The sequence below is a fragment of the Leyella lascolaii genome (assembly GCF_900079775.1).
Classification (GTDB): domain Bacteria; phylum Bacteroidota; class Bacteroidia; order Bacteroidales; family Bacteroidaceae; genus Prevotella; species Prevotella lascolaii.
Genome location: NZ_LT556034.1, coordinates 1 through 26,132, shown reverse-complemented (window position 1 = coordinate 26,132; position 26,132 = coordinate 1). Strand labels below are relative to the sequence as shown.

23 protein-coding genes and 1 rRNA gene are annotated in these 26,132 nt (G+C 51.4%); 4 read left to right on the top strand and 20 right to left on the bottom strand.

Going from position 1 to position 26,132, the window contains the following annotated elements:
- The first annotated feature begins 8 nt into the window (after positions 1–8).
- Positions 9–947 (top strand): Ppx/GppA phosphatase family protein, encoded by a 939-nt coding sequence (locus BN4609_RS00120; protein WP_068854754.1) that lies wholly within the window; start codon positions 9–11, stop codon positions 945–947.
- Positions 948–1,363: 416 nt separating this feature from the next.
- On the opposite strand, the gene rseP is transcribed toward BN4609_RS00120, so the two are convergent.
- The 12 genes from rseP to BN4609_RS00060 form a co-directional block, all read right to left on the bottom strand.
- Positions 1,364–2,746, bottom strand: a complete 1,383-nt coding sequence (gene rseP, locus BN4609_RS00115; RefSeq protein WP_021993397.1) for an RIP metalloprotease RseP — start codon at positions 2,744–2,746, stop codon at positions 1,364–1,366.
- Positions 2,747–2,765: 19 nt separating this feature from the next.
- Positions 2,766–3,920: a 1-deoxy-D-xylulose-5-phosphate reductoisomerase gene (locus tag BN4609_RS00110; protein ID WP_068854752.1), complete on the bottom strand. Its 1,155-nt coding sequence runs from the start codon at positions 3,918–3,920 to the stop codon at positions 2,766–2,768.
- Positions 3,917–4,447: a ribosome maturation factor RimM gene (rimM, locus tag BN4609_RS00105; protein ID WP_068854750.1), complete on the bottom strand. Its 531-nt coding sequence runs from the start codon at positions 4,445–4,447 to the stop codon at positions 3,917–3,919. The genes BN4609_RS00110 and rimM overlap by 4 nt, the downstream gene beginning before the upstream one ends.
- A 45-nt stretch (positions 4,448–4,492) precedes the next feature.
- Entirely contained in the window at positions 4,493–5,803 is a 1,311-nt protein-coding gene (murA, locus tag BN4609_RS00100; RefSeq protein WP_068854748.1) for a UDP-N-acetylglucosamine 1-carboxyvinyltransferase, read from the bottom strand.
- A 2-nt stretch (positions 5,804–5,805) separates the two neighbouring features.
- On the bottom strand, positions 5,806–6,399 hold the full coding sequence (locus BN4609_RS00095; protein ID WP_068854746.1) for a DUF4290 domain-containing protein: 594 nt from the start codon (positions 6,397–6,399) through the stop codon (positions 5,806–5,808).
- 14 nt (positions 6,400–6,413) lie between these two features.
- Entirely contained in the window at positions 6,414–7,103 is a 690-nt protein-coding gene (tsaB, locus tag BN4609_RS00090) for a tRNA (adenosine(37)-N6)-threonylcarbamoyltransferase complex dimerization subunit type 1 TsaB (protein ID WP_021993402.1), read from the bottom strand.
- A 559-nt stretch (positions 7,104–7,662) separates the two neighbouring features.
- Positions 7,663–8,625: a Rossmann-fold NAD(P)-binding domain-containing protein gene (locus BN4609_RS00085; RefSeq protein WP_021993403.1), complete on the bottom strand. Its 963-nt coding sequence runs from the start codon at positions 8,623–8,625 to the stop codon at positions 7,663–7,665.
- A gap of 82 nt (positions 8,626–8,707) precedes the next feature.
- Complete coding sequence (locus tag BN4609_RS00080; protein WP_068854744.1) at positions 8,708–9,970, bottom strand: glutamate-5-semialdehyde dehydrogenase; 1,263 nt, start codon at positions 9,968–9,970, stop codon at positions 8,708–8,710.
- Positions 9,971–9,989: 19 nt separating this feature from the next.
- The gene (gene proB, locus BN4609_RS00075; RefSeq protein ID WP_068854742.1) at positions 9,990–11,057 is read right to left on the bottom strand and encodes a glutamate 5-kinase; all 1,068 of its coding nucleotides are present in this window, start codon (positions 11,055–11,057) and stop codon (positions 9,990–9,992) included.
- A gap of 31 nt (positions 11,058–11,088) precedes the next feature.
- Positions 11,089–12,753 (bottom strand): AMP-binding protein, encoded by a 1,665-nt coding sequence (locus tag BN4609_RS00070; protein ID WP_068854981.1) that lies wholly within the window; start codon positions 12,751–12,753, stop codon positions 11,089–11,091.
- A 79-nt stretch (positions 12,754–12,832) separates the two neighbouring features.
- A complete protein-coding gene (locus tag BN4609_RS00065; protein WP_021993407.1) occupies positions 12,833–13,387 on the bottom strand; it encodes a helix-turn-helix domain-containing protein in 555 nt (184 codons plus the stop codon).
- Between the two features lie 799 nt (positions 13,388–14,186).
- A complete protein-coding gene (locus BN4609_RS00060) occupies positions 14,187–14,753 on the bottom strand; it encodes a hypothetical protein (RefSeq protein WP_021993408.1) in 567 nt (188 codons plus the stop codon).
- Positions 14,754–15,053: 300 nt separating this feature from the next.
- Between BN4609_RS00060 and BN4609_RS00055 the strand changes: the two genes are divergently transcribed.
- A complete protein-coding gene (locus BN4609_RS00055; protein WP_068854740.1) occupies positions 15,054–15,332 on the top strand; it encodes a hypothetical protein in 279 nt (92 codons plus the stop codon).
- Positions 15,333–15,337: 5 nt separating this feature from the next.
- Here BN4609_RS00055 and proC read toward each other — a convergent pair whose 3' ends face one another.
- The 7 genes from proC to argR form a co-directional block, all read right to left on the bottom strand.
- Positions 15,338–16,123: a pyrroline-5-carboxylate reductase gene (proC, locus tag BN4609_RS00050; RefSeq protein ID WP_068854738.1), complete on the bottom strand. Its 786-nt coding sequence runs from the start codon at positions 16,121–16,123 to the stop codon at positions 15,338–15,340.
- Positions 16,120–17,253: an aspartate aminotransferase family protein gene (locus tag BN4609_RS00045; protein ID WP_068854736.1), complete on the bottom strand. Its 1,134-nt coding sequence runs from the start codon at positions 17,251–17,253 to the stop codon at positions 16,120–16,122. The genes proC and BN4609_RS00045 overlap by 4 nt, the downstream gene beginning before the upstream one ends.
- Positions 17,254–17,365: 112 nt before the next feature.
- Complete coding sequence (argC, locus tag BN4609_RS00040; protein WP_068854735.1) at positions 17,366–18,331, bottom strand: N-acetyl-gamma-glutamyl-phosphate reductase; 966 nt, start codon at positions 18,329–18,331, stop codon at positions 17,366–17,368.
- Complete coding sequence (locus tag BN4609_RS00035; protein ID WP_021993413.1) at positions 18,328–18,528, bottom strand: PspC domain-containing protein; 201 nt, start codon at positions 18,526–18,528, stop codon at positions 18,328–18,330. Before BN4609_RS00035 ends, argC begins: the two co-directional genes overlap by 4 nt.
- A 12-nt stretch (positions 18,529–18,540) precedes the next feature.
- Positions 18,541–19,734: an argininosuccinate synthase gene (locus BN4609_RS00030; RefSeq protein WP_068854734.1), complete on the bottom strand. Its 1,194-nt coding sequence runs from the start codon at positions 19,732–19,734 to the stop codon at positions 18,541–18,543.
- A 123-nt stretch (positions 19,735–19,857) separates the two neighbouring features.
- Complete coding sequence (locus tag BN4609_RS00025) at positions 19,858–20,448, bottom strand: GNAT family N-acetyltransferase (RefSeq protein WP_021993415.1); 591 nt, start codon at positions 20,446–20,448, stop codon at positions 19,858–19,860.
- 40 nt (positions 20,449–20,488) lie between these two features.
- A complete protein-coding gene (gene argR / locus BN4609_RS00020; protein WP_021993416.1) occupies positions 20,489–20,962 on the bottom strand; it encodes an arginine repressor in 474 nt (157 codons plus the stop codon).
- Positions 20,963–22,771: 1,809 nt separating this feature from the next.
- Between argR and BN4609_RS00015 the strand changes: the two genes are divergently transcribed.
- A complete protein-coding gene (locus BN4609_RS00015) occupies positions 22,772–23,674 on the top strand; it encodes an Abi family protein (RefSeq protein WP_068854733.1) in 903 nt (300 codons plus the stop codon).
- A 338-nt stretch (positions 23,675–24,012) separates the two neighbouring features.
- Here BN4609_RS00015 and BN4609_RS00010 read toward each other — a convergent pair whose 3' ends face one another.
- Complete coding sequence (locus tag BN4609_RS00010; protein ID WP_021993420.1) at positions 24,013–24,726, bottom strand: Bax inhibitor-1/YccA family protein; 714 nt, start codon at positions 24,724–24,726, stop codon at positions 24,013–24,015.
- 781 nt (positions 24,727–25,507) lie between these two features.
- Here BN4609_RS00010 and BN4609_RS00005 point away from each other — a divergent pair.
- A 16S ribosomal RNA gene (locus tag BN4609_RS00005) occupies positions 25,508–26,132 on the top strand; the annotation flags it as partial.

Here is a 26,132-nt window from a genome sequence, read left to right as displayed (position 1 = left end):
CAGAAGACATGTGTGACAAAACGACTGATAAGGAAAGAAAGTGTTATGCGGCGATAGACATAGGGTCCAACGCCGTGAGACTGCTTATAAAGAAAGAGGATGAGGACGAGAACCTTGTGAGCAGACGTCTTGCGAAGGCTCTCTTGCTGCGTGTGCCGCTGAGACTCGGATTCGATGTGTTCGCACTTGGCGAACTGTCGGAGAAGAAGGCGAAGAAACTGAGACGGCTGATGAAGGCTTTCCGTCAGCTGATGAAGATATATGAGGTGACTGACTATCGTGCCTGCGCCACGTCGGCAATGAGGGACGCGCGCAACGGAAAGAGCGTCATAAGCCGCATACTGAAGGACTCCGGCATCAACATAGAGATAATAAACGGTCAGGAGGAGGCACGGATAATTTACAACAACCACATTGAGTGTCTCGAGGACCGTACGGGAAACTACATCTATGTGGACGTGGGAGGAGGAAGCACGGAGATAAATCTCCTTACCAACGGGCAGCTGGTGCAGTCGCTATCGTACAACATCGGTACGGTGAGGATGCTCAGCGGGGCGGTGAAAGAGGAGACGTGGGAGACCATGAGGAATGACCTCGCGCGGCTCACAGCCGACTTTGACGGCATCAACATAATAGGGTCGGGAGGCAACATAAACAAGCTTTACCGCATGGCGGAGAAGAAGGACAAGAAGAAACAGCGTCTGCCGGTAAGCGAGCTGAAGGCTCTCTACGACATGCTTGAGCCTCTCACGCCTGAGCAAAGGATGAAGGACTACGGACTGAAAGCCGACCGCGCCGACGTGATAGTGCCGGCTGCGAGGATTTTCCTTACCATAGCCGACACGGTGAAGGCTGAGTATGTGCATGTGCCGGTGATAGGTCTGGCTGACGGAATAATAGACAGTATGTACGCGAAGAGCCACTGCAGCGGTAATGGCGAGGCTTGACCGGCTCGTGGCTGGCGCGAAAATGGCTGGCTGATGAGGACGGTGTGCAATGGGGTGTCTTGTCGGTTTCTTGACAGTATGCCTGCAATGCGTGAGTGATATGATAATAAAATAAGGATGGAACGCGGTATGCCGGAATGTGTCCGGGTGCGTTCCATCCTTATTTTATCCCGAATCGGTCATTAGACTTCCATTCTTATTTCGTGCTGCTGTCAGTCATCTTGTACCCTGCTTTATCGAAGATGTAGCGGACTACATCAAGAAAAAGCAGGATACAAGATGACGGCAGCAGTGCGGAAGAAGGATGAAGAGCTGACAATAAACCTTAAATGTATAATCGGCGTTCTGATGACCGATTCGGGATTATGTCTTGATGGCGCACGGCATCGGGCTATACCGCACCGTGCGCATGCAGTTTACATATATCCGAGCCAGCGCAGTATGTCGTTCATATTGGCGACAATCATCAGCAGCATGAGTATCGCTATGCCCACATACTCGGCGCGTATCATGAACGTCTCGCTCGGTTTGCGGCGCGTCACCATCTCGTAGAAGAGGAAAAGGACGTGTCCGCCGTCAAGAGCGGGAATGGGAAGAATGTTCATGAAGGCAAGTATGATGCTGAGGAAGGCTGTCATCAGCCAGAACGAATGCCAGTCCCATGCGGGCGGGAACAGACTTCCTATCGCCCCGAATCCTCCGAGCGACTTCGCTCCGTCGGCGGAGAATACATACTTCATGTCGCCAACATAGCCTGCGAGAACGTTCCATCCGTATTTCACTCCGGCTGGGAAACTCTCGAAGAAACCGTAAGACACGTGTGTGGGCTTGTAGTACTCGTAGAGCGGTTTTATGCCGAATCCGAACTCAAGCGTACCGTCGAGAGTGGCTCCCGCCTTTATTGTGACAGGTCGTCCGCCTGCCATGCGGACGAAGGACAGGCTCACCGTGCGTGCGGCGAGACTGTCGGCATGGTTCTGCGCGGCTGCAAGCATGTCGCGACGGCGGCCTATCTCGTTCTGGAACTCGTTGTAGGAGTCGACTGTCTTGCCGTCTACAGCCACTATGAGGTCGCCCGCACGCAGACCCATGCGGTGTGCTATTGATTTGCCGAACACGGTGTCTACACGTGCCGGTATGAGCGGACGGGCGAACATCGGCTCCGCCTTCAGCATGCCGAGAAGGTTGATGTCGCCGTTAAGATTTAACGACATCTTCTTTCCGTCGCGTATGATGTCGGCGCGGTATGCCTCGGAGAGGTCTCTGAACATGTCGGCTCCGAACTCCTTGAACTCTCCTTTCTCAGTGCCGATGAGTATGTCTCCGTCGCGGAAACCGAGTGCCTTTGCCTCGCTGTTGAACTTCATGCCTAAGTGCATGTCCTTTGTGCGCACGTAGTCCTCGCCCCAATAGAACAGGCACATGGAGTAGATGAACAGCGCGAGAACGAAGTTCACCAGCACGCCGCCCACCATTATGAGCAGACGTTGCCACGCCGGCTTGGAGCGGAACTCCCACGGCTGGGCTGGCTTTTTCATCTGTTCGGTGTCGAACGACTCGTCTATCATTCCGGAGATCTTGCAATATCCGCCCAGAGGCAGCCATCCCACACCGTATGTAGTCTCGCTTTTCTTTGGCTTGAACTCAAACAGGTGGAACCAGGGATCGAAGAATAAGTAGAACTTCTCCACACGAACGCCGAAGAGCTTTGAGAAAAAGAAGTGGCCGCCTTCGTGCAGAAGAACAAGAATAGAGATTGCAAGCATGAACTGCAGCAGTCTTATCAGAAAAACTTCCATTATTGTTTATTGTATTGTTTTAGATGTTCATAAACTCTCTTGCGACTCTCCGTGCCTCGGCATCTGTCTGCACGTAGGTGTCATAATCGGGTGATGCGTCGAACGAAACGCGCTCCATGGTGCGCTCTATGATGTCTGCCATGGCGGTGAAAGAGCACTCGCCGCGGCGGAATCCCTCGTTCACTATCTCATTGGCGGCATTCACTATGCACGGCATGTTGCCTCCGCGGCGGATTGACTCGAACGCTATGGCGAGACAACGGAATTTGTCGAGGTCGGGCTCGAAGAACTCGAGAGGTCCTCGGAAAAGGTCGAGTCGGTCACCGGAAAGCGGGAGCCGGTCGGGATAGGAGAACGCATACTGTATGGGAAGGCGCATGTCGGGCACTCCGAGTTGTGCCTTCACCGCTCCGTCGCAGAACTGCACGGCGCTGTGGACGATAGACTGCGGATGTACAAGCACCTGTATCTTTTCTGCCGGAACGCCGAAGAGCCACCGTGCCTCTATCACCTCAAAGCCTTTGTTCATCATCGTTGCCGAGTCGATGGTTATCTTCGCGCCCATCTCCCATGTGGGATGTTTCAGGGCGTCTGCGGCTGTCACCGTCGCCATCTGTTCCTTGCTGAAAAGGCGGAACGGTCCGCCTGACGCGGTGAGAAGGATTTTCTCCACAGCGTTGTCGCCCTCGCCGACGATGCTTTGGAATATTGCCGAGTGCTCGCTGTCAACAGGCAGTATGCGCACACGGTGCTCCATGGCAAGACGGCATATCAGCTCGCCTGCGACGACAAGCGTCTCCTTATTGGCAAGACATATCGTCTTGCGGGCGAGGATGGCGTGTATTGTCGGAGAAAGTCCGGCAAAGCCCACCATGGCGGTGAGCACCATGTCTATCGGTGAAGCCTCGACTATCTGGTCGAGGGCGTCGCGTCCTGCGTAAACTTTTATTTCGGGAAGGTCGGACAGAAGCTCTTTCAGTCTGTCATAATGCGCGTCGTTGGCTATTACCACCGCCGCCGGGCGGAACTCGCGTGCCTGACGGGCAAGCTGTTCCACTCTGTTGTTGGCAGTAAGACAGTATATTTCGAAAAGGTCTGAATGCTCCCTTACGACGTCAAGTGCCTGTGTGCCTATCGAGCCGGTAGACCCGAGAATACATATCTGTTTCTTCATAATCTGTGCAAATCGAGTAATCCTTCGGGCAGACGCATCTTTATCTCGCGCCGTTCAACGTCGAAGGAATCAATCAAATCCTCATTGGCGGGGATGAGTATGTCGCCTCCCTCCGGAGGTTCTACCTCGAACAGCAGGTTGGCGGTGCTGCTGTCGACCGACCTGACGGTGCCTACGCTCTGCCCGCTGTTGGCGTCGGTGAGGGTGAACCCGATGATTTCCGACCATGTGACGCTGTCGTCGGAACTGTCGGAAAGGCTCCGCGGAAAGTAAACCGCGCATCCCGTAAGGTCGCGGGCACGCTCCTGTGAGTCGATGCCGCAGAACTTCACGAGTGCCGTAGTTCCGCTGTTGAAGCGGTAGCTTTCCATGAAGAACGGCACCAGAATGCCGTCGATGTCGAGCACGAGATACTCTGCGTCGCAGCGGTCGAACACGTCGTCGTCGAACATGAACGACAGTTCGCCGCCCACACCGTGCGGTTTGCCTATCCTGCCTATTCTGTAAACATCCTCATGTCTTATCATAAGAGCTGTAAAAATATATCTTTCCGGTATGCCGGATTACGTCCGTCAGCAGTCGGTACGGGTTATCCTGGCACCGAGCGCGTTCAGTCTTGACTCGATGTCCTCATATCCGCGGTCTATCTGAGCTATGTTGTCTATGCGGCTTATGCCTCTTGCGCTCATGGCGGCGATGAGGAGTGCGATGCCCGCACGTATGTCAGGACTTGTCATGCGTCCCGCCCTTAGCTGCCTGCGGCGGTCGTGTCCTATCACCACGGCGCGGTGAGGGTCGCACAGTATTATCTGTGCTCCCATGTCAATGAGCTTGTCCACGAAGAAGAGCCGGCTCTCGAACATCTTCTGATGGAACAATACGCTGCCGCGTGCCTGCGTTGCCACCACAATGAGAACCGAAAGAAGATCTGGCGTCAGTCCGGGCCACGGAGCGTCTGCGAGCGTCATTATTGTGCCGTCAATGAACGAGTCGACCTCATAATGTTCCTGTCCGGGAACGATGATGTCGTCGCCTTCCGTCTCAAGAAGTACGCCCAGACGGCGGAACGCGTCGGGAATGATGCCCAGATTGCGCAACGACACGTCCTTTATACGTACTCCGTCGCCCACCATGGCAGCCATTCCAATGAACGAGCCTACTTCTATCATGTCGGGCAAAATGCGGTGGGTTGTACCGTGGAGCGACTTCACACCCACGATGGTAATGTAGTTTGAGCCGATGCCGCTGATGTTCGCGCCCATGCCGTTGAGCATGTGACACAGCTGCTGTATGTAAGGCTCGCATGCCGCATTGTATATTGTTGTTGTGCCTTCCGCCAGTACTGCCGCCATGATGATGTTGGCGGTGCCTGTTATGGACGCCTCATCGAGCAGCATATAGCAGCCTTTCAGTTTCTCCGCCTCGATGTTGTAGACATTGCGTTCATCGTCTACCACCAGTTCGGCACCGAGATACTTGAACCCAAGAAAGTGCGTGTCGAGCCTCCGTCTGCCAATCTTGTCGCCTCCGGGTTCGGCTATTGTAGCCCTGCCGAAGCGTCCGAGCAGCGGTCCCATGAGCAGGACGCTGCCTCGCAATGACGAGCATTTCCTCACATATTCGTCACTTCCCATATAGCTGAAATCAGGCTCGTCAGCCTTGAAAGTGTAGTCGTTGCGCGAGTTGCGCGTCACTTTCACGCCCATGTTCTGCAGGAGCAGTATGAGATTGTTCACATCGAGGATGTCCGGGATGTTGCTTATCCTCACCTCCTCTCCGGTGAGCAGCACAGCGCTTATCACCTCGAGCGCCTCGTTTTTCGCCCCCTGCGGGGATATAGAGCCTTTAAGCGGGTGTCCGCCTTCGATGACAAACGATTCCATGATTATCTCCTTTTGCGTTTGCGTTCTGTTTCTCTGACAGCCGTTTTCTCAAATTCGAAAGCGTCAAGGTCGAGCTGTACCCGTCCGCCGGTGTACGCCGCGAGGTCTGATGCCACCTTTTCGTCATCGGCAGACCCGTTGCTCCATTGCTTCAGGTCGCGCTTCATCTGATTTGCTGTGATGCGTACAAGCTCGTCGTACTCAGGTCCGTCTGGCATTGTCTTGAGCTTGTCGAATATCTTGAACATCATGCTTCCATAGTGTCTCACGGGTATCTTCTTCATAGGATATTCCACCGGAGCCGGCTTTTCGGTTATCTTGCCCGCCTTGCTTATGTCGCACGGATAGTCTATATCGAGCTTGAAGCCGCTCATTATAGCCAGATGATCCCACAGTTTCTGGCGGAAGTCGGCAGTTCCGGCAGCCTGTGGGAACATTCGTTCCATGATTGCCACGATTGCCGTAGCGCATTGTTTGCGCTCTTCCTTGTCCTCCAGCGTCACGGCATAGTCTATCATGCTCTGCACCTCACGCCCGTATTCAGGCATGACGAGCTTCTCCCGCTGGGTGTTGTAGTCTAATCCTTCAATATTCATTGTATGCGTATGCGTTATAGTTGTCGTGCCGGTTTCTTGGCGACAAAGTCCTTCAGATAGAACGGAACGAAGTATGCCACATCCTCAAAGCGTCCCTCTGCCATGCGTTTCTCGGCAATGGGCGACATCCATTTAGCCAGAGGCTTCACGTCGGGGATGAACCGCGCGTTGGGATGATTTATCTCCTGCATGCACTTGGCGGCACCGTTTCCGAAGAAATATACAGGTCCGCGGTCAAGATACTCGCGGTAGGTATCTGACGTAACGATGTCGGCGCCCACTTCCCTCACTGTCTTCAGCGACCTGTCATATATGGCGGCGTATACCTCCATGCGGCGTGCGTCAATCATGGGACACAGCAACGCGCCCTCTTCCACCTTCTCTCCGAGAAGCACCGGAACCGCAAGCAGCTCGAGTGTAGGAACCGCGAGCAACTTCAGATCACGGCCGTAGCACACTCCCTTTGCCATAGACACGCCTATGCGCAGTCCTGTGTAAGAGCCTGGACCGCATGCCACGGCAACCGCATCGAACGGTATGGCATGGCTGTCGGCAAACGACAGTGCCTCATCGACAAACGAACCGAGTTTCACTGCATGGTTAGGACCACCGTAATCTTCATTACTGTATATGCAGGCTCCGTCCTCACTGACTGCCACCGAACACACGTCGGTGCTTGTCTCAATATGTAAAATACACGACATTTTATTATTCCTGTTTAAATAAACGCTCCCGCCGAGCCACCCGGCTTCGGCATCCGCGTTATCGACTTTACGGTTTATTGTTAATGAAGACAATCCGATGATTGTAGGGAAAATACAATTTCGTTTTCACAAACACGGATATATCTTCTGCAAAGATAATGCAAGGTGAGTGCAGCAGCAATCAGATGAAACGATGTTTTATCATGATTGATATTGCCGAACCGTAGCTTATCTTCTGCAAAGATAATGCAAATAGCATGCCGCACAAAATAAAATCAGCTATTTTTACAACGATACGCCATATTGGAGCGGACACGGTAAAGGCGCATGATAAAGTGTTCAGCTATCAGTCGGGTGCGTTGTGCGTGTGTGAAAGTGTGACGTATGCTTATATACTGGTTTATAAAGAGGCATAACACTTTACATCCCTGCTTTCTGCCGGCATTGCTGATGTGCTACAGAAGTGCCTTAATATATTAAGGTGTAATGTGCAGGCAGCGATGTAAAATATTATGCCTCATAAGACGGTGAAGCGAAATTGTCGCACGGATTAACCGTCCTAAAGAGCCTCAAGCATCCTTTTTATCACCACCTCAGCGGAAATCTCGCGGTTTGCCGCCTCCGGTATGACGAGCGATGAAGGACCCTCTATCACGTCGTCTGTGACGATAAGTCCGCGCCGTACGGGCAGACAGTGCATGAACTTGCCGTTGTCCGTCACTGCCATATGGCGGCTGTCTATTGTCCAAGACATGTCCTTGCAGAGAATCTTGCCATAGTCCTCGGGGCGTGTCACGCCCGGACAGCTCCAGTTCTTAGCGTATACGAAGTCGGCGCCTTCGAGAGCTTCCATCTGATTATAGGTAATGCGCGCGTTCCCGGTGAACTTCGGGTCGAGCTCATATCCTTCGGGATGGGTTATGACAAAGTCCACATCGGCGGCGTTCATCCACTGTGCGAACGAGTCGGGTACAGCCTGCGGCAGCGCGCGGCAGTGTGGAGCCCATGTCAGCACAACCTTCGGGCGCGCCTTGGTCTTATGCTCCTCAATGGTGATGAGGTCAGCAAAAGCCTGCAGAGGGTGCACTGTGGCAGTCTCCATGGCGAACACCGGGCGTCCGCTGTATTTTACAAACTGCTGCACAATGGTCTCCGCATAGTCGAACTCACGGTCTGTCAGTCCGGCAAACGAACGTATGCCGATGATGTCGCAGTAGGAACCCATCACCGGAATAGCCTCGAGCAGATGCTCGGACTTGTCACCGTCCATGATGACACCGCGTTCGGTCTCCAGCTTCCATGCCCCCGCGTTGACGTCGAGCACAATGACGTTCATTCCAAGATTCATCGCCGCTTTCTGCGTGCTCAGCCTTGTGCGCAGGCTGTTGTTGAAGAATATCATCAGCAGAGTGCGGTTCTTGCCGAGCGACTGATATCCGAATCTGTTCTGTTTTATCTCCCTTGCCTCGTCCAAAGCCTTGTCGAGACACCCCAGGTCTTCCACGTTGAAGAATGTATGCATGTTCTTATGTTTTGTTGTTTGTTGTCTGTTATGTCCTTGCGGTGTACGTGGCGTACAGGTGTGAGAAGCCGTTGACGGTGCGTCAGGCGTCTCTTGTCTGTCCCTCACCGTCAATCACCCATTTGTATGTGGTCATCTCCTCGAGTCCCATCGGACCTCTCGGACCGAGCTTCTGGGTGCTTATGCCTATCTCCGCACCCAGTCCGAACTGCGCGCCGTCGGTGAAACTTGTCGGAGCGTTCCAATAGACGCATGCCGCGTCGGCTTTTCTCTGGAACCGGCGTGCCGCACGCTCGTCACCGGTTATGATACACTCGCTGTGCCCGGAGCCGTAGCGGGCGATGTGGCTGAGAGCCTCCTCCTCGCTCGCTACGGTCTTTACGGACATCGCGTAGTCCATGAACTCCGTACCGTATACGTCGTCCTCACTCTCCGGAGATATTGTGCCGAGCAGCCGTTCCGGATAATGTGCGGTGAGCTGTGCGGCAGCCGGTGCGTCGGCATATATCCTCACATTGTGCTCTTTGAGCGGAGCCACGAGCGCGGGCAGGTCTTTCAGACGCGCGCTGTGAATGATGAGGCAGTCGAGAGCGTTGCATACGCTCACGCGTCTTGTCTTCGCGTTCTCTATGATTCGGCTCCCCATGAGGGTGTCACCGTCCTTGTCGAAGTAAGTGTGAACCACTCCCGCTCCCGTCTCGATGACCGGCACGCATGCCGTGCGGCGCACGAAGTCGATGAGACCGCGCCCTCCGCGCGGTATGCAGACGTCGATATAACCGGTGGCACGCAGCATCGCCGCCGTCGCCTCATGTGTGGCAGGCAGCAGCTCAACCACCGATGTGTCCATGCCGTTCTGCCTTAGCACATCGTGTATGAGCCCTACTATAGCCCTGTTTGAGCTGTCGGCATCCTTCCCGCCTTTCAGTATGCAGGCATTGCCGCTTTTCAGGCACAGGGCGAATATGTCGAAGCTGACGTTGGGGCGCGCCTCATACACCGCTCCGATAACCCCGAACGGCACGCTTATCTTGCGCAGGCGCAGTCCGTTGGGCATTGTCCGTTCCATGAGCACCCTGCCTGTGGGTGAGGGCAGCGCAGCCACGTCGCGGATGCCATCGGCTATGTCGTCCAGCCTCTTTCCGGTGAGCCTGAGCCTGTCGAACACCGGACTGCCGCTGTCGGCACGCTCAAGGTCAAGTGCGTTTGCCTTTAGCAGAGAGTCTTTCCCAGCCGTTATGGCGTCAGCCAGACTTGTGAGTATGGCGTTCTTGCGCTCCTCCCCGATGTCCGTGAGACACCGGCTTGCCTCCTTTACTTTGCTGAATAATCCAGTCAGTTCCACGGTTATGTGTTTTTAATTGTCATTCCATATAAAGATAATCGTAGTGCACGGCAGGCTTCACGTCATGCTTTCCTATAAGCCGCCGTGCCTCGTCGCTGCCGTATGCGCTGCGTCCCACGGCGAGCCTCTGTCCGTCGGCTGCCACGATGCTGACTATGTCGCCTTCCTCAAACTCACCTTCCACGGCAGTCACTCCCACCATCAGCAGGCTTGCCGCAGTGTCGGAGCGGAGCGCGCGCACCGCCTTGTCGTCGACGCGCAGTGTCCCTTTGGCGAAGCTGTCGCTGTGGGCGAGCCATTTCTTCACCCCCGACACACCGTAGCCAGCGGGCAGGAACGTGGTGTGAGGCACGCTCTCGGGCTGCGTGATGAGCTTTCTCAGGATGTCCTCCCGTCTGCCGTCGGCAATGACTACGCCTATACCCTCGTCGGCTACCTTGCGCGCTATGCCGCATTTCGTAGCCATTCCACCGCGCCCCGCGCTGCTCCGTGACGGGCTTATGAAGGCAGTGACGTCGTCGCCCGGTGTCACCTCCCTTATCACCTCAGCCCCTTCCGTTCCCGGCTCGCCTGTGTATATGCCGTCGACGTTGCTGAGTATGATAAGCATGTCGGCGTTCATCATCGACGCCACGAGTCCCGACAGCTCGTCGTTGTCGGTGAACATCAGTTCGGTGACGCTCACGGTGTCGTTCTCATTGACTATGGGTATGACCCCGTTCTCAATCATCACCCGCATGCACGAGCGTTGGTTGAGATACGCGCGGCGCGAAGAGAAGTTCTCCTTCATGGTGAGCACCTGTCCCACATGAATGCCATACTCGCGGAAGAGGTCGTAGTAGAGGTTTATGAGTCTTGCCTGTCCGAGTGCGGAGAACAGCTGCCTCTGCTCCACACTGTCCATGTGCCGCGTCTTCCTCAGCTCTCCTCTGCCGCAAGCCACGGCACCGCTCGACACGAGAATCACCTCGTGTCCCTCACCACGCAGCCACGCTATCTGGTCTGTCAGTGCGGATATGCGCGTTATGTCGAGCTTGCCGTCGGGGCGGGTGAGCACGTTGCTTCCCGCCTTTATCACCAGTCTCATAGTTTTCTCAGGTGTTGTTGTGAGCTTGTTGTCAGTTGTTCTCCCTGCTGTCGCGCTCGCGTATCTCCACGCGGCGTATCTTTCCGCTTATGGTCTTGGGCAGTTCGTCCACGAACTCTATTATGCGCGGATACTTGTAAGGAGCCGTCTCATGCTTCACATGGTTCTGAAGTTCCTTGACGAGGTCGTCCCCCGCCTTGTCCTTCCATTCCTTTCCGAGCACTATGGTGGCTTTCACCACCATGCCGCGTATGTCGTCGGGCACGCCTGTGATGGCACACTCCACTACCGCGGGATGGGTCATCAGCGCGCTCTCCACCTCAAACGGACCTATGCGGTAGCCGCTGCTCTTTATCACATCGTCTATTCTTCCCACGAACCAATAGTACCCGTCCTCGTCGCGCCATGCCATGTCGCCGGTGTAGTATATGCCGTCGTGCCACACGCGCCTTGTGAGCTCCTCGTCGCGATAGTATCCCTTGAACAGTCCGATGGGCTTGTCTTTTCCCACGCGCACCACTATCTGCCCCTTCTCTCCGTCCTCGCACGGTGTGCCGTCGGGGCGGAGCAGGTCGATGTCATACTGCGGGTTGGGCAGTCCCATGCTTCCCGGCTTCGGCTCGGTCCACGGCATTGTGCCGAGCGTCATGGTGGTCTCGGTCTGTCCGAAGCCCTCCTTCATCTTTATGCCTGTGAGCTCGTAGAACCTGTTGTACACCGCCGGGTTGAGCGCCTCGCCCGCCGTGCAGCAGTAGCGAAGCGACGACAGGTCGTACTTGGAGAAGTCCTCGCGTATCATGAAACGGTATACGGTGGGCGGCGCGCAGAACGATGTGATGTGATACTGCTCTATCTTGCGCAGCAGTTTGTCGGCGGTGAACTTCTCGTGGTCGAACACGAACACCGCCGCTCCGGCGAACCACTGTCCGTAGAACTTGCCCCACACAGCCTTTCCCCATCCCGTGTCTGCCACGGTGAGGTGTATGCTGTCTTCAGAGAGGTTGTGCCAGAACGCTCCGGTGACGAGATGTCCGAGGGCGTAGAGGAAGTCGTGAGCCACCATCTTGGGCTCTCCGCTGGTGCCGCTGGTGAAATACATCAGCATGGTGTCGCCGTTGCTGTTGACGTGCTCTGGTCTGACGAACGCCGGAACGTCCTCCCATTCGGCGTGCCAGTCGTGGAAACCGGCTGGCACATCGGGACCCACGCTTATGAGAGTCTCCACGGTCGGGCTCTCCGGCATGGCTTCGCTCACCTGCGTGAGCACATATTCCTCGCCCACGCATACTATCGCCTTCACTCCGGCGCGGTTGTTGCGGTATATTATGTCGTGCTTCGTCAGCATGTGCGTAGCCGGTATAGCCACCGCTCCGAGCTTGTGGAGCGCGAGCATGGCGAGCCACCACTCATACCGTCTTTTGAGAATGAGCATCACCATGTCGCCGTGTCCTATCCCCAGTGATGCGAAGTAGGCAGCCGTACGGTCGCTCAGCAGTTTCATTTCCTTGTATGTGAATATCCTCTCATGGTCTTCGTCGTCGGTCCATATCATCGCCGTCTTGTCGGGTTGTTCCTCAGCCCACACGTCCATCACGTCGTAAGCGAAGTTGAAGTTCTCCGGTATCTTGAAGTGGAGGTTCCTGCGATAGTCTTCCTCCGATGAGAAGTGAGTCTGTGTTAAAAATCTTTCTATCATTTGATTCCAGTATGATATGTTGATGTTCATGATGAAAAAGTCATGCCGTCACGGCTTTGCCGCTCTGCGCATGTATGCTTCATATCACCACGCATATGAATTTCACCGGCTTGTCGCCCACCGCCTTCATGCAGTGCATCTGCGATGCGTCGAAGTAGATGCTGTCTCCCTCGTTGAGCACCATGGTCTTGTTGCCTATCGTAATCTCAAGAACGCCTTCCAGCACGACGTCGAACTCCTGTCCCTCGTGTGAGTTCTTGTTGTGCTGTGTGCCGTCCGGCTTGGGGTCAACCTGCACGAGAAACGGGTCGGTCTTCCTTCCCCTGAAGCCTGCCGCAAGGCTCTGGTACTTGTAGTCCTTGCGCCGTTCCACGCTCATTCCCTGTCCCTTGCGCGTGAGGAAATAAGTGCTCATGCGCGGTTCCTCACCGAAGAGCAGCACGTCGAGCGCGATGCCATAACGCTTTGATATTCTTGACAGGCGGTAGACCGACGGGTCTGCCTCGCCAGCCTCAATCTTCATGTAGTGTTCGAGCGGTATCTCGCAGAGCTGCGCCACCTCCTCTGCGGGGATGTCGAGCACTTCGCGCAGTCCTTTCAGCCTTTGACCTATTTGCTTTATTGCATCTTCCATATTCGTGATGTTTATAGTTTTAATGGCTCAAAATTAATAATTATTTTTCAAAAACCCGTTTTCATATGGGCTTTAATATGATGTTTTATCACATGGAGCGTGCTTTGGCTTGCTTTTTGTAAGCCATATGGCACAAACGGAGCCGTAATGTGCATATTTATACGATAATTCTCTGGAAAGTGTATTTATATACGTAAGCGGCACGGCGGCGGCAGAGTGTCAACTCCGCGAGAGGCGTCTGTATGCGCATGAAGGACATCCCGCCCGCTTCCGCGCGATTTTCAGACGGTTTGTTTAATGTACTGTAAGTCAGCCGTTTGCATTATTTTCCGTCCCGGGATTACCTTTCCGAAGCCGCGGAAAAGCCTTTCCCGTCTTCCCGAAGAGCCTTTTCCGCCTGTCAGCAGAGCCTTTCCGGACATGCAATACAGCCTTTCCGGTGAGTCTGAAAGCGCATTCCGGTCAGTCGGGAGTACCTTTCCGGCATCACAGGTTGGCTGATGTGTCGTGACGGTTGTGCCTTTATCCGCTTTTTATAAACGGCATACGTATGCCCCGTTTCTGTTTTGATAAAACGGAATGTCAAAATAAAGTCAAGACAGAAGCGTATGTTCATGCATATTTGTGCGTCTCAATTATGATTGCATGAAGTCTGTCATCGGTAATATAGCTTGGCAGTAACGGAGTGTTGTGATATGTTTCTCAAACTGGTATTTTTTTAAAACTGCTTCCATACAATATCTATATGGAAGCAGTCATATTGGGATAGATAAAGTTCGTTTTTTTGTCGTGGCTTTATTTATTCAACGGTAAATGTTGTCACTTTCATTCCGTTTTTCGTGTTTTCATTATTCGGGTCACCTATAACAATGCCATACTCACCTGGAGTAAGATTTTCCATAACAATATAGTATGAACTTTCACCGTATTTCTTCGCTTTGTATTCAACACTTGCAAGATTGTTGCTTTCTGTCTTTGACAAAGTCCCTGCTTCTGCAAGTTGGTATCTGCGTTCTTTTCTCGTCACTTCAAACTTGAAGATAGAAATAAAAGAATTGGGATCAGTGTTATTGTCCTTGGCTTTTACAATGAGTCGTGTAGTAGAACCTCCGACGCCCTTGCTTGTTGATTTTGTTCCTTTGAGAGTCAGTCTTGTCTTCACTTTACCGATACCGGTAAGATACAGACTTGCACCGGCTTTGGTTTTAACAGTCCCGTTTTCTCGCGATAATTTTATTCCTTCTGAATCGGAAGTTAAAAGAAGAGTCTCTTCTGCAAACTCCGGCTCTTTCACTGTGACATTTTGTGCTGATGCACTTGTTAGTGTGGCAAGAGCAATGACGAATGATAAAAATATTTTTTTCATATGTAATAATATATTGTTGTTATATATTTGCAAAGATATATAACCTTTCCTAATTTACCCCCCCGATAGTTAAATTTGCTTAATAAACGGGTTGCCGCAGTCATATTGCGATGATGCAGAGAAAATCACTGCGCGGTAGAAATCCCATTTTGGATACTTACAACCTACACAAGTAGCTTTACGCGGAAAAGATCAAGGCCTTACACCCCAACCTTGATGGATGTTCTACAAGTTTTGACAGAGCCTATACACATGCTTTTTATGGCTTGCTGATTTTTTTATAACGGAGAATGACTGGGTATGAATGGGCTTGATGAAGCGGAGACCACCTATCTTGAAAGCTTTATAAACGATTCCGGGACTGACAAGAAACTGCGTTCCACATTGCAGAATAGTCTGACTGCTTCTAAGGCTCTTGATAAATATACCGAGGAAAGTCTGATGCGGAGTATGGCTGAATACGCTCCTTTGAATAAGCCCGCAAGAAGTGACGGCGAGAACAGAGAGGCTGCCGTTGAGTCCAATAGTTGCAGGGATGCGTTAAGGAATGTATATCCGCTGGAATGGCTTTGGTACTGAGGCGGTTATTTCCCAGCTGCCTTCAGCCCCTGTATCACCGCTCCGGTGAATCCAGCCTGCTCCATGGCGTTAAGTCCTTTTATTGTCAGTCCTCCGGCTGTTGTGACCTTGTCGATTTCCTCCTCCGGGTGGCTTCCGGAATCCATGAGCAGACAAGCAGCACCTTTTACGGTCTGCGCGACAATGCGTGTGGCTTCAGCGGCACGGAATCCGAGCTCTACGCCGCCCTCTGCAGACGCGCGTATGTAGCGCAAGGCGAATGCCGTGCCGCATGAGGCGAGAACCATGCCTGCCGCGAGATGACGCTCATCGGTAATTATGGTGGAGCCGATGTTGTCGAACAGCTTTTTTATCAATTCGGTATTATGCTCCGAGGCGTTGCATGGTGCGATGAAGGTCATGGACTCGCATATTGACGCAGCAGTGTTTGGTATGACAAGGAACAGTTGAGGCAGAGCACCGTCTTTCTGCATCCATCCGTTTATTTGCGCGGCAGTGACACCTGCCACTACAGATACAAGCACCTGGCGGCGGTAGTCCATGACTGTCTTGAGATCTTTCATTACGTCTTCAGCGAGCCAAGGTTTTACAGCCACTATGACGACATCAGCCTTTGCGGCTGCCGCCTTGTTGTCGGATGTGACCATGACTCCGGCGTCAACAAGATGCCAGAGCTTGTCGGTGTGTGGATTGGCTGCTATGATGTCAGCAGGATTGACTTTACAGCTGTGAAGCATTCCTTCGGCAATTGCGCCTCCCATGGCACCCACGCCTATTATAGCTGTTTTCATAATGAGCGTTTGAGTTTTTCGATGAATGTGTCTGCCTGTTCCTCAGTGAGGCAAAGCGGTGGAAGCAGACGCAGGATGTTTGTGGACGCACAGCCTGTGAAGCAGTGCTCGTCGTGAATCAGTCGTGAGCGTACTTCCTTGTGGGGAATGTCGAGTTCGATGCCTATCATCAGACCACGACCGCGTACGTCGGTGATGTGCGGCTGTGTGGCTTTCAGAGAGTCGAGCTTTTCGAGAAGACGGTTGCCCACTTTGCATGCGTTCTCCACAAGATTGTCTTTCTCCATGACATCAAGTACCGCCAACGCTGCGGCACATGCCAGATGATTGCCTCCGAAGGTAGTGCCGAGCAACCCGTATGACGGCACAAAGTCGGGTGATATGAGCACTGCTCCCATCGGGAAACCGTTGGCTATGCCTTTTGCCACGGTGATGAGGTCAGGACGTATGCCGAGCCACTGATGGGCGAAGAATCTGCCGCTGCGACCGTAGCCGCACTGTATCTCGTCGCATATGAGTACGGTGCCGTGTCTGCGGCATGCCGTCTGCAGTTCCTGCGCGAACTCCGGGGTGGCAAGACGTATGCCGCCCACTCCCTGTATGCACTCCAGTATCACAGCTGCGACATCATTCTTTGCCAGTTCGCGTTCCCATGCCGTGATGTCATTGAGCGGCAGATAAGTCACATGCCCGTTGGCATTGACCGGAGCGATAATCTTTGGATTGTCGGTAGCCTCTACTGCCAGTGACGTGCGTCCGTGAAAGGCTTTCTGCGCCGAGAGTATGCGGGTTCTGCCTGTGTGGAACGACGCCAGTTTCAAGGCATTCTCGTTGGCTTCCGCTCCGCTGTTGATGAGAAACAACTGATAGTCCTCATATCCGCATACCTTGCCAAGGCGTGAGGCAAGCTGCTGTTGCAGAGTGTTGACAACTGAGTTTGAGTAGAAGCCCAGGCGGTCGAGCTGATTCTTGAGAGCCTCTACGTATACCGGATGACAGTGGCCTATGCTGATGACGGCATGTCCTCCGTAAAGGTCGAGGTATTCCTGACCGTTGTCGTCCCACACGGTGCAGCCTCTGCCCCGTACTATGTTTATGTCGTATAAAGGATAAACGTCAAATAGTTTCATCTTATTTGCTTAATGTGGTGATGATGATGTATAACACGCCTGCTACGAGCGCGCCAACTATGATTGAGTTTGCTAAAAGGTCTTTGTCGAACTTTGCCATGCCGATATTGTTTTAGAAAGCCGATGCTTTGAGAGCAAGTCCGCACCGTTCGTCAAGTCCGAACATGATGTTCATGTTCTGCACAGCCTGTCCGACGGCACCCTTCAGCAGATTGTCTATGCATGACGTGACAAGCAGTTTGTTGCCGAACTTGTCGCAGTGTACGAGACACTTGTTGGTGTTGACAACCTGTTTCATGTCAATGGCGTTGTCGCAATAGTGTGTGAACGGCGCGTCTTTGTAGAAATCCTTGTAAGCTGCCGTGATGTCGTCAAGTGTCGCGTCGGTCTTCACTACAGATGTGGCGAATATGCCGCGTGCGAAGTTGCCGCGATAGGGAATGAAGTCGATGTCGCACGGCAGCGAGCCTTGCACCTGTGTCAGACTCTGCCTTATCTCAGGCACGTGCTGGTGGCAGAACGGTTTGTATATGCTCATGTTGTCCGCACGCCACGAGAAGTGAGTGGTGGACGACGGCTTCTGTCCTGCGCCCGTGCTTCCTGTTATGGCGTTGACCGAGATGTCAGACGTGAGCAGTCCCATTGCGGCTGCCGGAAGAAGTGCGAGCTGTATGCATGTGGCGAAACATCCGGGGTTTGCCACGTGCTTGGCATGTGCAATGAGACCCCTGTTTATTTCCGGCAGACCGTAAACATAGTCGTTGCCCGGAGACTTGATGCGGAAGTCCTGCGCGAGATCTATAATCCTCACATCCGACGGTATGGCATGCTCCTTCAGGAACGCCTCGCTCTTGCCGTGCCCGAAACAGAAGAACACCACGTCCACTTCACTGAACGGCATTTCGGATGTGAAGCGCATATCAGTATCGCCGATGAGCCCTTCATGTACATCGGTGACGGGATTGCCGGCGTTGCTTTCGCTGTTGGCAAACACAATCTCTGCCTGCGGATGGTTTATAAGCAGCCGCAGAAGCTCGCCGGCTGTGTAGCCGGCTGCGCCTAATATTCCTATCTTCATGGGATAATGTTTCTTTCGCGTGGTACAATGAGCCAGAAGGCAAGATAAAGGATGAAGCCTGTGCCGTAGAAAAATGCGGCAACAAACCATATGATGCGTATGATGGTCGCGTCGATGTCTAAATAGTCGGCGAGTCCGCCGCATACGCCTGCTATCTTCTTGTCGGTGTCCGACAAATATAGTTTTCTTCCGGTCATAAGTATGTTTTTTTATCTTTCTTCGTCAGGATGAATGCCGTAGTAGACCCTCAGAGGAGTGCTGAGCACCTTGATGAAGCCCTTCGCCTCTTCTGCCGTCCAGCCGTGCTGCATCTCACCGTATTCGCCGAGCTTCGATTTGAGCAGGTCGTTTACCGAATCCACTCCTACGGTCTCAAACCCGAGCGGGCGCAGCTTCAGTATTGCCGTTCCGCTCACGTTGCGCTGTGACGATGTGAGCATAGCCTCTATGTCCGGCATGACAGGCTCGAGATACTGGCTCTCATGCAGGAACATTCCGTACCAGTTGGCTATCTGGTCCTTCCAGTATTGCTGCCATTTGCTCAGAGTGTATTTCTCTAACAGACGGTGGGCTTCGATGATGAGCTTCGGAGCGGCAGCCTCAAAACCTACACGTCCCTTTATTCCTATGATTGTGTCGCCCACATTGCAGTCCCTGCCGATGCCGTATGCCGCGCCTATCTCCTCAATCTTCTGTATCGCCTTTATTTTGTCGTCGAACGGTTCGTCGTTTACGGCTGTTATCTCACCTTTGTCAAAGGTGATTCTCAGCAGCTGCTCTTCAGTTTGCGTGACATGTTTCAGATAAGCCTCCTCTGGCAGCCCTTTCGACGAGTCGAGCAGTTCGCCTCCGCAGATGCTCGTGCCCCATATTCCTACATTATATGAATATTTCAGCTTTGTGAAGTCTGCGCTGAATCCGTGCGCGTTGAGATAGTCCACCTCTTCCTGACGGGAGAGAGCCTTGTCGCGTGTAAGTGTGATTATCTCCACGCCTGGTGCCATGACGAGAAACGTCATGTCAAAACGTATCTGGTCGTTGCCCGCTCCGGTAGAGCCGTGCGCTATGGCGTCGGCTCCTATCTCTCTGGCATACCGCGCTATCGCTATTGCCTGGAATATACGCTCTGACGATACGGAGATGGGGTAGCAGTTGTTGCGCATCACGTTTCCGTAAATCATGTATTTGAGCGATTTCTCGTAGTATTCGTGAGTGACGTCAAGGGTGACGTATTTGGCGGCTCCCAGTCTGTAGGCGTTCTGCTCGTTGGCCTTCAGCTGTTCTTCGCTGAACCCGCCGGTGTTGGCACAGGCAGCATGTACTTCATATCCGTCCTGTGCGAGTTTCATCACTGTGTATGAGGTGTCAAGTCCTCCTGAAAATGCAACAACTACTTTTTTCATTATTCTCGTTTTTTTGTGATTCTGATTTGTGTTTGCCGTCTTGCGCGCTTCCTGTCTCTTCCTTAATGACGGAAAAGGAACCGTCCGCACGGTCGGGCTGGATGTCGTGCTGCTGACGCCGTTTCAGCTGCCGAGCTGTTTTATTCTTTCAAGCACATCCTCTGACAGTTTGGCAGGCAGATGCTCCTCTGGGTCGTACAGCATACCTGTGCATATGCAGTATTTGCGCCCCGTCCGTTTGAGCACATCCACGTTGATGCACCCCTCGCATCCTCTCCAGAACGCCTCGTCGTCGGTGAGTTCGGCGAATGTTACGGGGTGATAGCCGAGCTGTGTGTTCATCGCCATGACTGCCGCACCGCTTGTCAGACTGAATATCTTGGCGTGAGGCCACCGCGTGCGGGCAAGTGTGAACGTGAGGTTCTTGATGCGTTTGGCAAGCCCCTGTCCCCGGAAGTCGGGATGCACAATGAGTCCCGATGTCGTGACATACTGCTTGTTGCCCCATGTCTCGATGTAGCTGAATCCTGCAAAGCGGTCGCCTGCCAGTGCTATGACTGCTTTTGCCTCCTTCATCTTTGTGAGGATGTATTCGTGTGAGCGTTTGGCAATACCCGTACCGCGTACTTTTGCTGCACTTTCAATTGTCTCAAGAATTGTGTCGATGTATTTCTCGTGAGTGGCATCGGCTACTATCACCTTTACTTCTTCCATTTTTACTGTGTCGGATTATTGTTCGGATATGTCGTTCATATCAGATGTTGTTCACTATTCTGTTGATTGTCTCGACGATGCTTTCACGCGAAGTGCCTTCTTTGGCAACTATGAAGATGGTGTCGTCACCGGCAATCGTACCAAGTATCTCGTCAATGTTGCTGTTGTCTATGTTATAGGCAATGGAGCTCGCATATCCGGGTCTGGTCTTTATGACAATCATGTTTCCCGAGAAATTGATGGACAGAAATCCCGGTGTCTTGAGCATTTCGAGGGCTGAAGGCGGGTTGGGGATGCGGCGGTACATCGTCTCGTTAGGCAAAACATAGACGTATTTGCCGTTCATGCTGGCAGCCTTGGCTATTTTCAACTGCTTCATGTCGCGGCTCAGGGTGGCTTGGGTGAGCTTGAAGCCTTCTTTCTGAAGAGCTTTGAGCACATCCTCCTGACAGGTCAGCTCCTTGCTTGAGATAAGCATTTTAAGGGCTTCTATTCTGCTTGTCTTTATTTTCATGACTGTATATTTATTCACTTTTCGCAGGCAAAGTTACTTGTTTTTGCATAAACAACCAAATGTTTTTGCATAAAATTACACTTTTATGCGGTTTTAGATGTATTTTATGAATATTTATGCAAAACCGAACCGGCTCATGATTTTACTTCCGGCGTCAGGCTGCTTACCTGAGTCCGGGACGGGGTAAACCAACGGAAAAGATGTGGCTCTGCTGCTCTTACAATAACAGATGTTATGCCGCAGCTTCGTTACCGTGGAGACAGAATGCGTAAGGTGCGTGGTGTGGGGTTGTGGGGCATTTGCGTAGAGGGCGTTGTCTTTGGCGTTACACGGTGCCGGATGCGGTTTTCAACCCCGAATATGTCATTATATTTTCATTCTTATTTTGTGCTGCTGTCAGCCGGATTGTATTAAGATTCATCTAAGATGTGGCGGGCTGCACATGGAAAAGGCGGAATGTAAGATTACGGCAGCATTGCGGAAGAAGGATGAATAGCTTACAATAAACCTTAAATGTAGGACCGGCGTTCTAATGACTGATTCGGGTCAAGGACTCTCTTTTTTTATATTCGAGAGACGGTGGTTTGTGTTTCTGTTCATCCCGACGCTTTGAGTCAACCACAGAACCTTTCATGATATCATACCGCCATTCTTCCGTCTTTCCGCCGTTTCTTTTCCGCAAGGCTCCGTACATATCTCGTCCGTCTGCGTGACAAGTGCAGAACAGGATAAGGTGACTCAAAGGAAGATGGGTGGAATGATATGCTCCGGATATGTCTTTGGCAAACACTGAGTAAACGTAATACGGTGGAGGAAATCGGACTATGCGGACAACGTAAAGTCTCTGAGAATCGCGTATTTGCAGACAACATGCCGTCTGCCTGCCTACGCGCTGATTCTGACACATTGAAACAATCACTTGTATACCGGCATATTGTGTGCCTCGCATCTGTATAAAACAGTGTCTTGTACGACGGAAAAGGCTTTTCCGGCACGCGGAAAAGCCTTTATCGCGTGCTCATAAAGGCTTTTTGGCAGGATGATACGGGCTTTCCCGCACCGGCATATTGCGTCAGTAACAGTAAGAACGGGTACGTGCGCATCCTTAAAAGAACAGAATCTGCGACTTGTGGTTGAGAAATATGGCTCGGCGAATGATTTGTTGAAAAACAATGAGAGGGAAATATTTTAGTAAGAAAACACCTGGATGTCTCCAGCGTATCTGTTTTGCCGACAAACAGTGTAGTCAGACCCGGTGAATGCTTGCTTTCATCTTGCCTGGCGCAGCCTGTTTTATAAAATAGTTCTGTCAATATTTTTTACTTCGTGTTAAGCTGTAGAGCCCATTGTCTTTAGGTCGGGTCACTTCATTATGTGGCGGAGACGATAAGATAGAGAAATGTTTTCTTTTCGTGTGCTGGTATGTCCGGACAGATTGGTTGTTTTCTCGCCATGTCTTGACGATACTATGTGTGAGTATGTCCTGACGTGAGACAAGAGGACGCCTGTGTCTTATTTCATATGTGTGTCAGCCCGATTTCTGCCATCGGAACTTCCGGTATGTGGCTTGACGATACAGAAGTGACACCTTTGCATTTTGGACTCCTTCCCTGGGACATCACTCTGTCTGATGATAATCAATTAGGAGCATTTGCTTAGTGGTTATGTCTTGGGAATAAACTTTCTTAAAATCTTTCTTGCGAAAAAGTTTGTGTTGTCAATGATTATTCGTATCTTTGTTGCACGAGAACCCGCCAAGCCTCTCAACGATGCTCAAATGTGCGGGTCGTTTTTGTTTTTTATAGAACCATGACAACAAGGATTCCGTTTATAAAGACTTATTCCACACCACAGGAGTTGGTGCGTTTGCTTAAATTAAGAGGTATGGAGATAAGTGATGAGGAAAGGGCTAAGCATTATCTTTCCCACATTGGTTATTATCGTTTGTCTGCCTATATGTATCCGTTACTCTCTATTCCCAAGGAACGGCATTTTTTCAAGCAGGGCGTAACATTTGGCAAGGTTATGATGCTGTATAGATTTGACAAGAAGCTCCGTATGCTCTTGTTCAATGAGATTGAGAAGATTGAGGTGGCTGTGCGTTGTGCTATTGTGGACTTTGGAACGGAAATGACGGGCAATCCATTCTGGATGACTGATGGTGACGGATTCTCAAACCCTTCAAAGTTCAATCGCTCTTTACGTCTTATTGAAGAGGAGCTAAACCATACCAAAGAGGATTTCATCAATCATTTCAAGGAGACATATAGCAATCAGTATCCTCCGTCATGGATGCTGACAGAGATACTGCCGTTTGGAGTGATCACCAATATTTATTCTAACATCAGGAATAAGAAGATAAAGAAGCGTATTGCCCAATCGTTCGGTCTGCAGATAGCACCTTTTGAGTCATGGCTTACCATTATCGCAGTGGCGCGAAACTCATGTTGCCATCATGCCCGCATTTGGAATAGAATATTCTCTATTCGTGCTACGTTGCCGATGAGAATGTCACGCCCTTGGATTACGTTGCCGACAGATTCACTGAAAGTTTACTTTGATATGTGTGTCATCAAGTACTTCCTTGACATCATATCTCCGGACAATGATATGCTTGATAAGATGAACAGGCTTTTTTCCTCGTTTCCTGAAATAGATAAGGCTGCACTCGGCTTTCCTGTAGGTTGGGAGAATGAGCCGCTATGGCAATGATGGGAAGATGATGTGGCAGCCTGTCACTGTTTCTGCTTACATTCATTAAATCAGAAGCTGTCATTATACTGTTATAACGTTTTTTTACTTGATTGTAGGTTCTTTCATCCCTCTTCCGTACTGTTTCCGTCATCTTGTATTTCGCTTTTTCTCCGTGTATACCGTTACATTTCCGGTACAAGCTGGAATCAATCTGACTGACAGCAGTACGAACTGCGGATTAAGTCTGATGCGATTCGTGTTAGAACAGCATACGAAAAAAGAGGAGGTATCATGATTGATACACTCCTCTTCAAGTATACTGCTTGCGGTTTTATTATCTTTGAAAGACGTGTTTTTTATTCTCTTCTTCCGAAAATGCGCAACAGATAGAGGAAAAGATTGAGAAAATCGAGATACAGGGTCAGTGATCCGAGCAGGGCAAGTTTCTGGCTGTTCTCAGTGACATCGTCGCATGACATCAGCATCTGTTTGATTTTCTGTGAGTCATAAGCCGTGAGTCCTACGAATATAAGCACACCCACGTAGCTGATGATGAGTCCCATCGTTCCGCTTTTCATGAAGATGTTTACTATTGTGGCAATGACAAGCCCTATTAGAGCCATGAAAAGCAGTTTGCCGAACGATGTCAGATCGGTTTTCGTGAAGTACCCCACAGCTGCCATTACGGCAAACGTTCCGGCTGTGATGAAGAACACTTGCGCGATGGACGACATTGTGTAGACAAGGAATATGGACGACAGCATCATTCCGTTCAGCACGGAGTAGAGCGTGAACAGTAGGGTGGCGGTAGTGAGCGAAAGTCTGTTTATGGCGGAACTGATAATCATTACGAGTGCGAATGTTCCTATTATAATGCCCCACATCAGTCCGCTGTTGGTCGCTATTGCCATTATGAGATTGGGTGAGCTCGCCACGCCGTATGCGGTGATGCCTGTGATTGAAAGGGCAAGTGTCATCCATATGTACACTTTACGCATAAGTGCCGGAAAGGCGGCGGATAATGACAGTTCCCTGTCTTGTGATGAATAATAAAGTCTTTCTCTTTCCATTTCTGTTCTGAATTTTGTTTGTTGTGATATTGCTTTGCAAATATATGCGTTTTTATCATCAGATACAAATTGCGTGCCGTACTTTTTTGTTTTATTAAGCAGTATTTGTTTTTATAGTAAGTGGTCGTTCAAAATAAGTTGCAATCAACTCGCTTGATGCCCGGGAGGCACATCAAAAAATCCGGAGTCGGAACGTGATGGAATGCATCATGGGCGAGGGCTTTGCCTGTCTTATATAAAGTAATGTCGGCGATGGCAAAGATGCGGATTGCATATGATATCTTTTGATGTCGGTAAATGTTGGATACCAACTTATGTATACGGTGCTTGTGTTCCTTGGTTTTGTGACAGTAATGTCAGTGTCTGTCGTGTCTTTGTAAACTGCTTGCGCGCGTATATATATTATAAGGTACAAAATCAATTTGTATAGAGTATTGTGTGAATATCTGTTAAAATCCATCTTAAAATGAAACTTTTTCTTCAAAAGATTTGGATTAAATTGAAAAAGTGTATACCTTTGCATCCGCTTTCAGGAACGAAGTACTGAAGCGGGAAGAAAGAGTTCTTTGAAGAAGATTACATAAAAGACAGAGAAGTAGTACAATGAGCACGGTTCTCCTTGTCTCGTATGAGGGGAGCCAGAGGTAAACGAACCGTCAGATTCGCAAGAATGTGATGTCAGGTGCTTTTTGAACCGAGAATACGGCGGTCCTGGACAGAGCAAACGATGCCTTTCGCTTCTGTTTCTTCGTGAACGGAGGCTGGGGCAGTAAGATATTATACAATGTAGAGTTTGATCCTGGCTCAGGATGAACGCTAGCTACAGGCTTAACACATGCAAGTCGTGGGGCAGCATGGGAGATGCTTGCATTTCCTGAGATGGCGACCGGCGCACGGGTGAGTAACGCGTATCCAACCTGCCCTTCACTCCGGCACAGCCCGTCGAAAGACGGATTAATGCGGGATGCAGTCAGAAAGATGCATATTAATTTGACGAAAGGCTTTATGCCGGTGAGGGATGGGGATGCGTCCGATTAGCTTGACGGCGGGGTAACGGCCCACCGTGGCTACGATCGGTAGGGGTTCTGAGAGGAAGGTCCCCCACATTGGAACTGAGACACGGTCCAAACTCCTACGGGAGGCAGCAGTGAGGAATATTGGTCAATGGGCGTAAGCCTGAACCAGCCAAGTAGCGTGCAGGAAGACGGCCCTATGGGTTGTAAACTGCTTTTGTGCGGGAATAAAGCGGGTCACGTGTGGCCCTTTGCATGTACCGTACGAATAAGGACCGGCTAATTCCGTGCCAGCAGCCGCGGTAATACGGAAGGTCCGGGCGTTATCCGGATTTATTGGGTTTAAAGGGAGCGTAGGCCGTCTCAAAAGCGTGTTGTGAAATGTCCGGGCTC

Excerpts from the sequence above, each read along its gene's own strand:
- BN4609_RS00120 (WP_068854754.1), top strand. The coding sequence starts at position 9 with ATGTGTGACAAAACGACTGATAAGGAAAGAAAGTGTTATGCGGCGATA.
- rseP (WP_021993397.1), bottom strand. The coding sequence starts at position 2,746 with ATGGAAGTTTTTCTGATAAGACTGCTGCAGTTCATGCTTGCAATCTCT.
- BN4609_RS00110 (WP_068854752.1), bottom strand. The coding sequence starts at position 3,920 with ATGAAGAAACAGATATGTATTCTCGGGTCTACCGGCTCGATAGGCACA.
- rimM (WP_068854750.1), bottom strand. The coding sequence starts at position 4,447 with ATGATAAGACATGAGGATGTTTACAGAATAGGCAGGATAGGCAAACCG.
- murA (WP_068854748.1), bottom strand. The coding sequence starts at position 5,803 with ATGGAATCGTTTGTCATCGAAGGCGGACACCCGCTTAAAGGCTCTATA.
- BN4609_RS00095 (WP_068854746.1), bottom strand. The coding sequence starts at position 6,399 with ATGAATATTGAAGGATTAGACTACAACACCCAGCGGGAGAAGCTCGTC.
- tsaB (WP_021993402.1), bottom strand. The coding sequence starts at position 7,103 with ATGTCGTGTATTTTACATATTGAGACAAGCACCGACGTGTGTTCGGTG.
- BN4609_RS00085 (WP_021993403.1), bottom strand. The coding sequence starts at position 8,625 with ATGCATACATTCTTCAACGTGGAAGACCTGGGGTGTCTCGACAAGGCT.
- proB (WP_068854742.1), bottom strand. The coding sequence starts at position 11,057 with ATGAGACTGGTGATAAAGGCGGGAAGCAACGTGCTCACCCGCCCCGAC.
- BN4609_RS00070 (WP_068854981.1), bottom strand. The coding sequence starts at position 12,753 with ATGATAGAAAGATTTTTAACACAGACTCACTTCTCATCGGAGGAAGAC.
- BN4609_RS00065 (WP_021993407.1), bottom strand. The coding sequence starts at position 13,387 with ATGGAAGATGCAATAAAGCAAATAGGTCAAAGGCTGAAAGGACTGCGC.
- BN4609_RS00060 (WP_021993408.1), bottom strand. The coding sequence starts at position 14,753 with ATGAAAAAAATATTTTTATCATTCGTCATTGCTCTTGCCACACTAACA.
- BN4609_RS00055 (WP_068854740.1), top strand. The coding sequence starts at position 15,054 with ATGAATGGGCTTGATGAAGCGGAGACCACCTATCTTGAAAGCTTTATA.
- proC (WP_068854738.1), bottom strand. The coding sequence starts at position 16,123 with ATGAAAACAGCTATAATAGGCGTGGGTGCCATGGGAGGCGCAATTGCC.
- BN4609_RS00045 (WP_068854736.1), bottom strand. The coding sequence starts at position 17,253 with ATGAAACTATTTGACGTTTATCCTTTATACGACATAAACATAGTACGG.
- argC (WP_068854735.1), bottom strand. The coding sequence starts at position 18,331 with ATGAAGATAGGAATATTAGGCGCAGCCGGCTACACAGCCGGCGAGCTT.
- BN4609_RS00035 (WP_021993413.1), bottom strand. The coding sequence starts at position 18,528 with ATGACCGGAAGAAAACTATATTTGTCGGACACCGACAAGAAGATAGCA.
- BN4609_RS00030 (WP_068854734.1), bottom strand. The coding sequence starts at position 19,734 with ATGAAAAAAGTAGTTGTTGCATTTTCAGGAGGACTTGACACCTCATAC.
- BN4609_RS00025 (WP_021993415.1), bottom strand. The coding sequence starts at position 20,448 with ATGGAAGAAGTAAAGGTGATAGTAGCCGATGCCACTCACGAGAAATAC.
- argR (WP_021993416.1), bottom strand. The coding sequence starts at position 20,962 with ATGAAAATAAAGACAAGCAGAATAGAAGCCCTTAAAATGCTTATCTCA.
- BN4609_RS00015 (WP_068854733.1), top strand. The coding sequence starts at position 22,772 with ATGACAACAAGGATTCCGTTTATAAAGACTTATTCCACACCACAGGAG.
- BN4609_RS00010 (WP_021993420.1), bottom strand. The coding sequence starts at position 24,726 with ATGGAAAGAGAAAGACTTTATTATTCATCACAAGACAGGGAACTGTCA.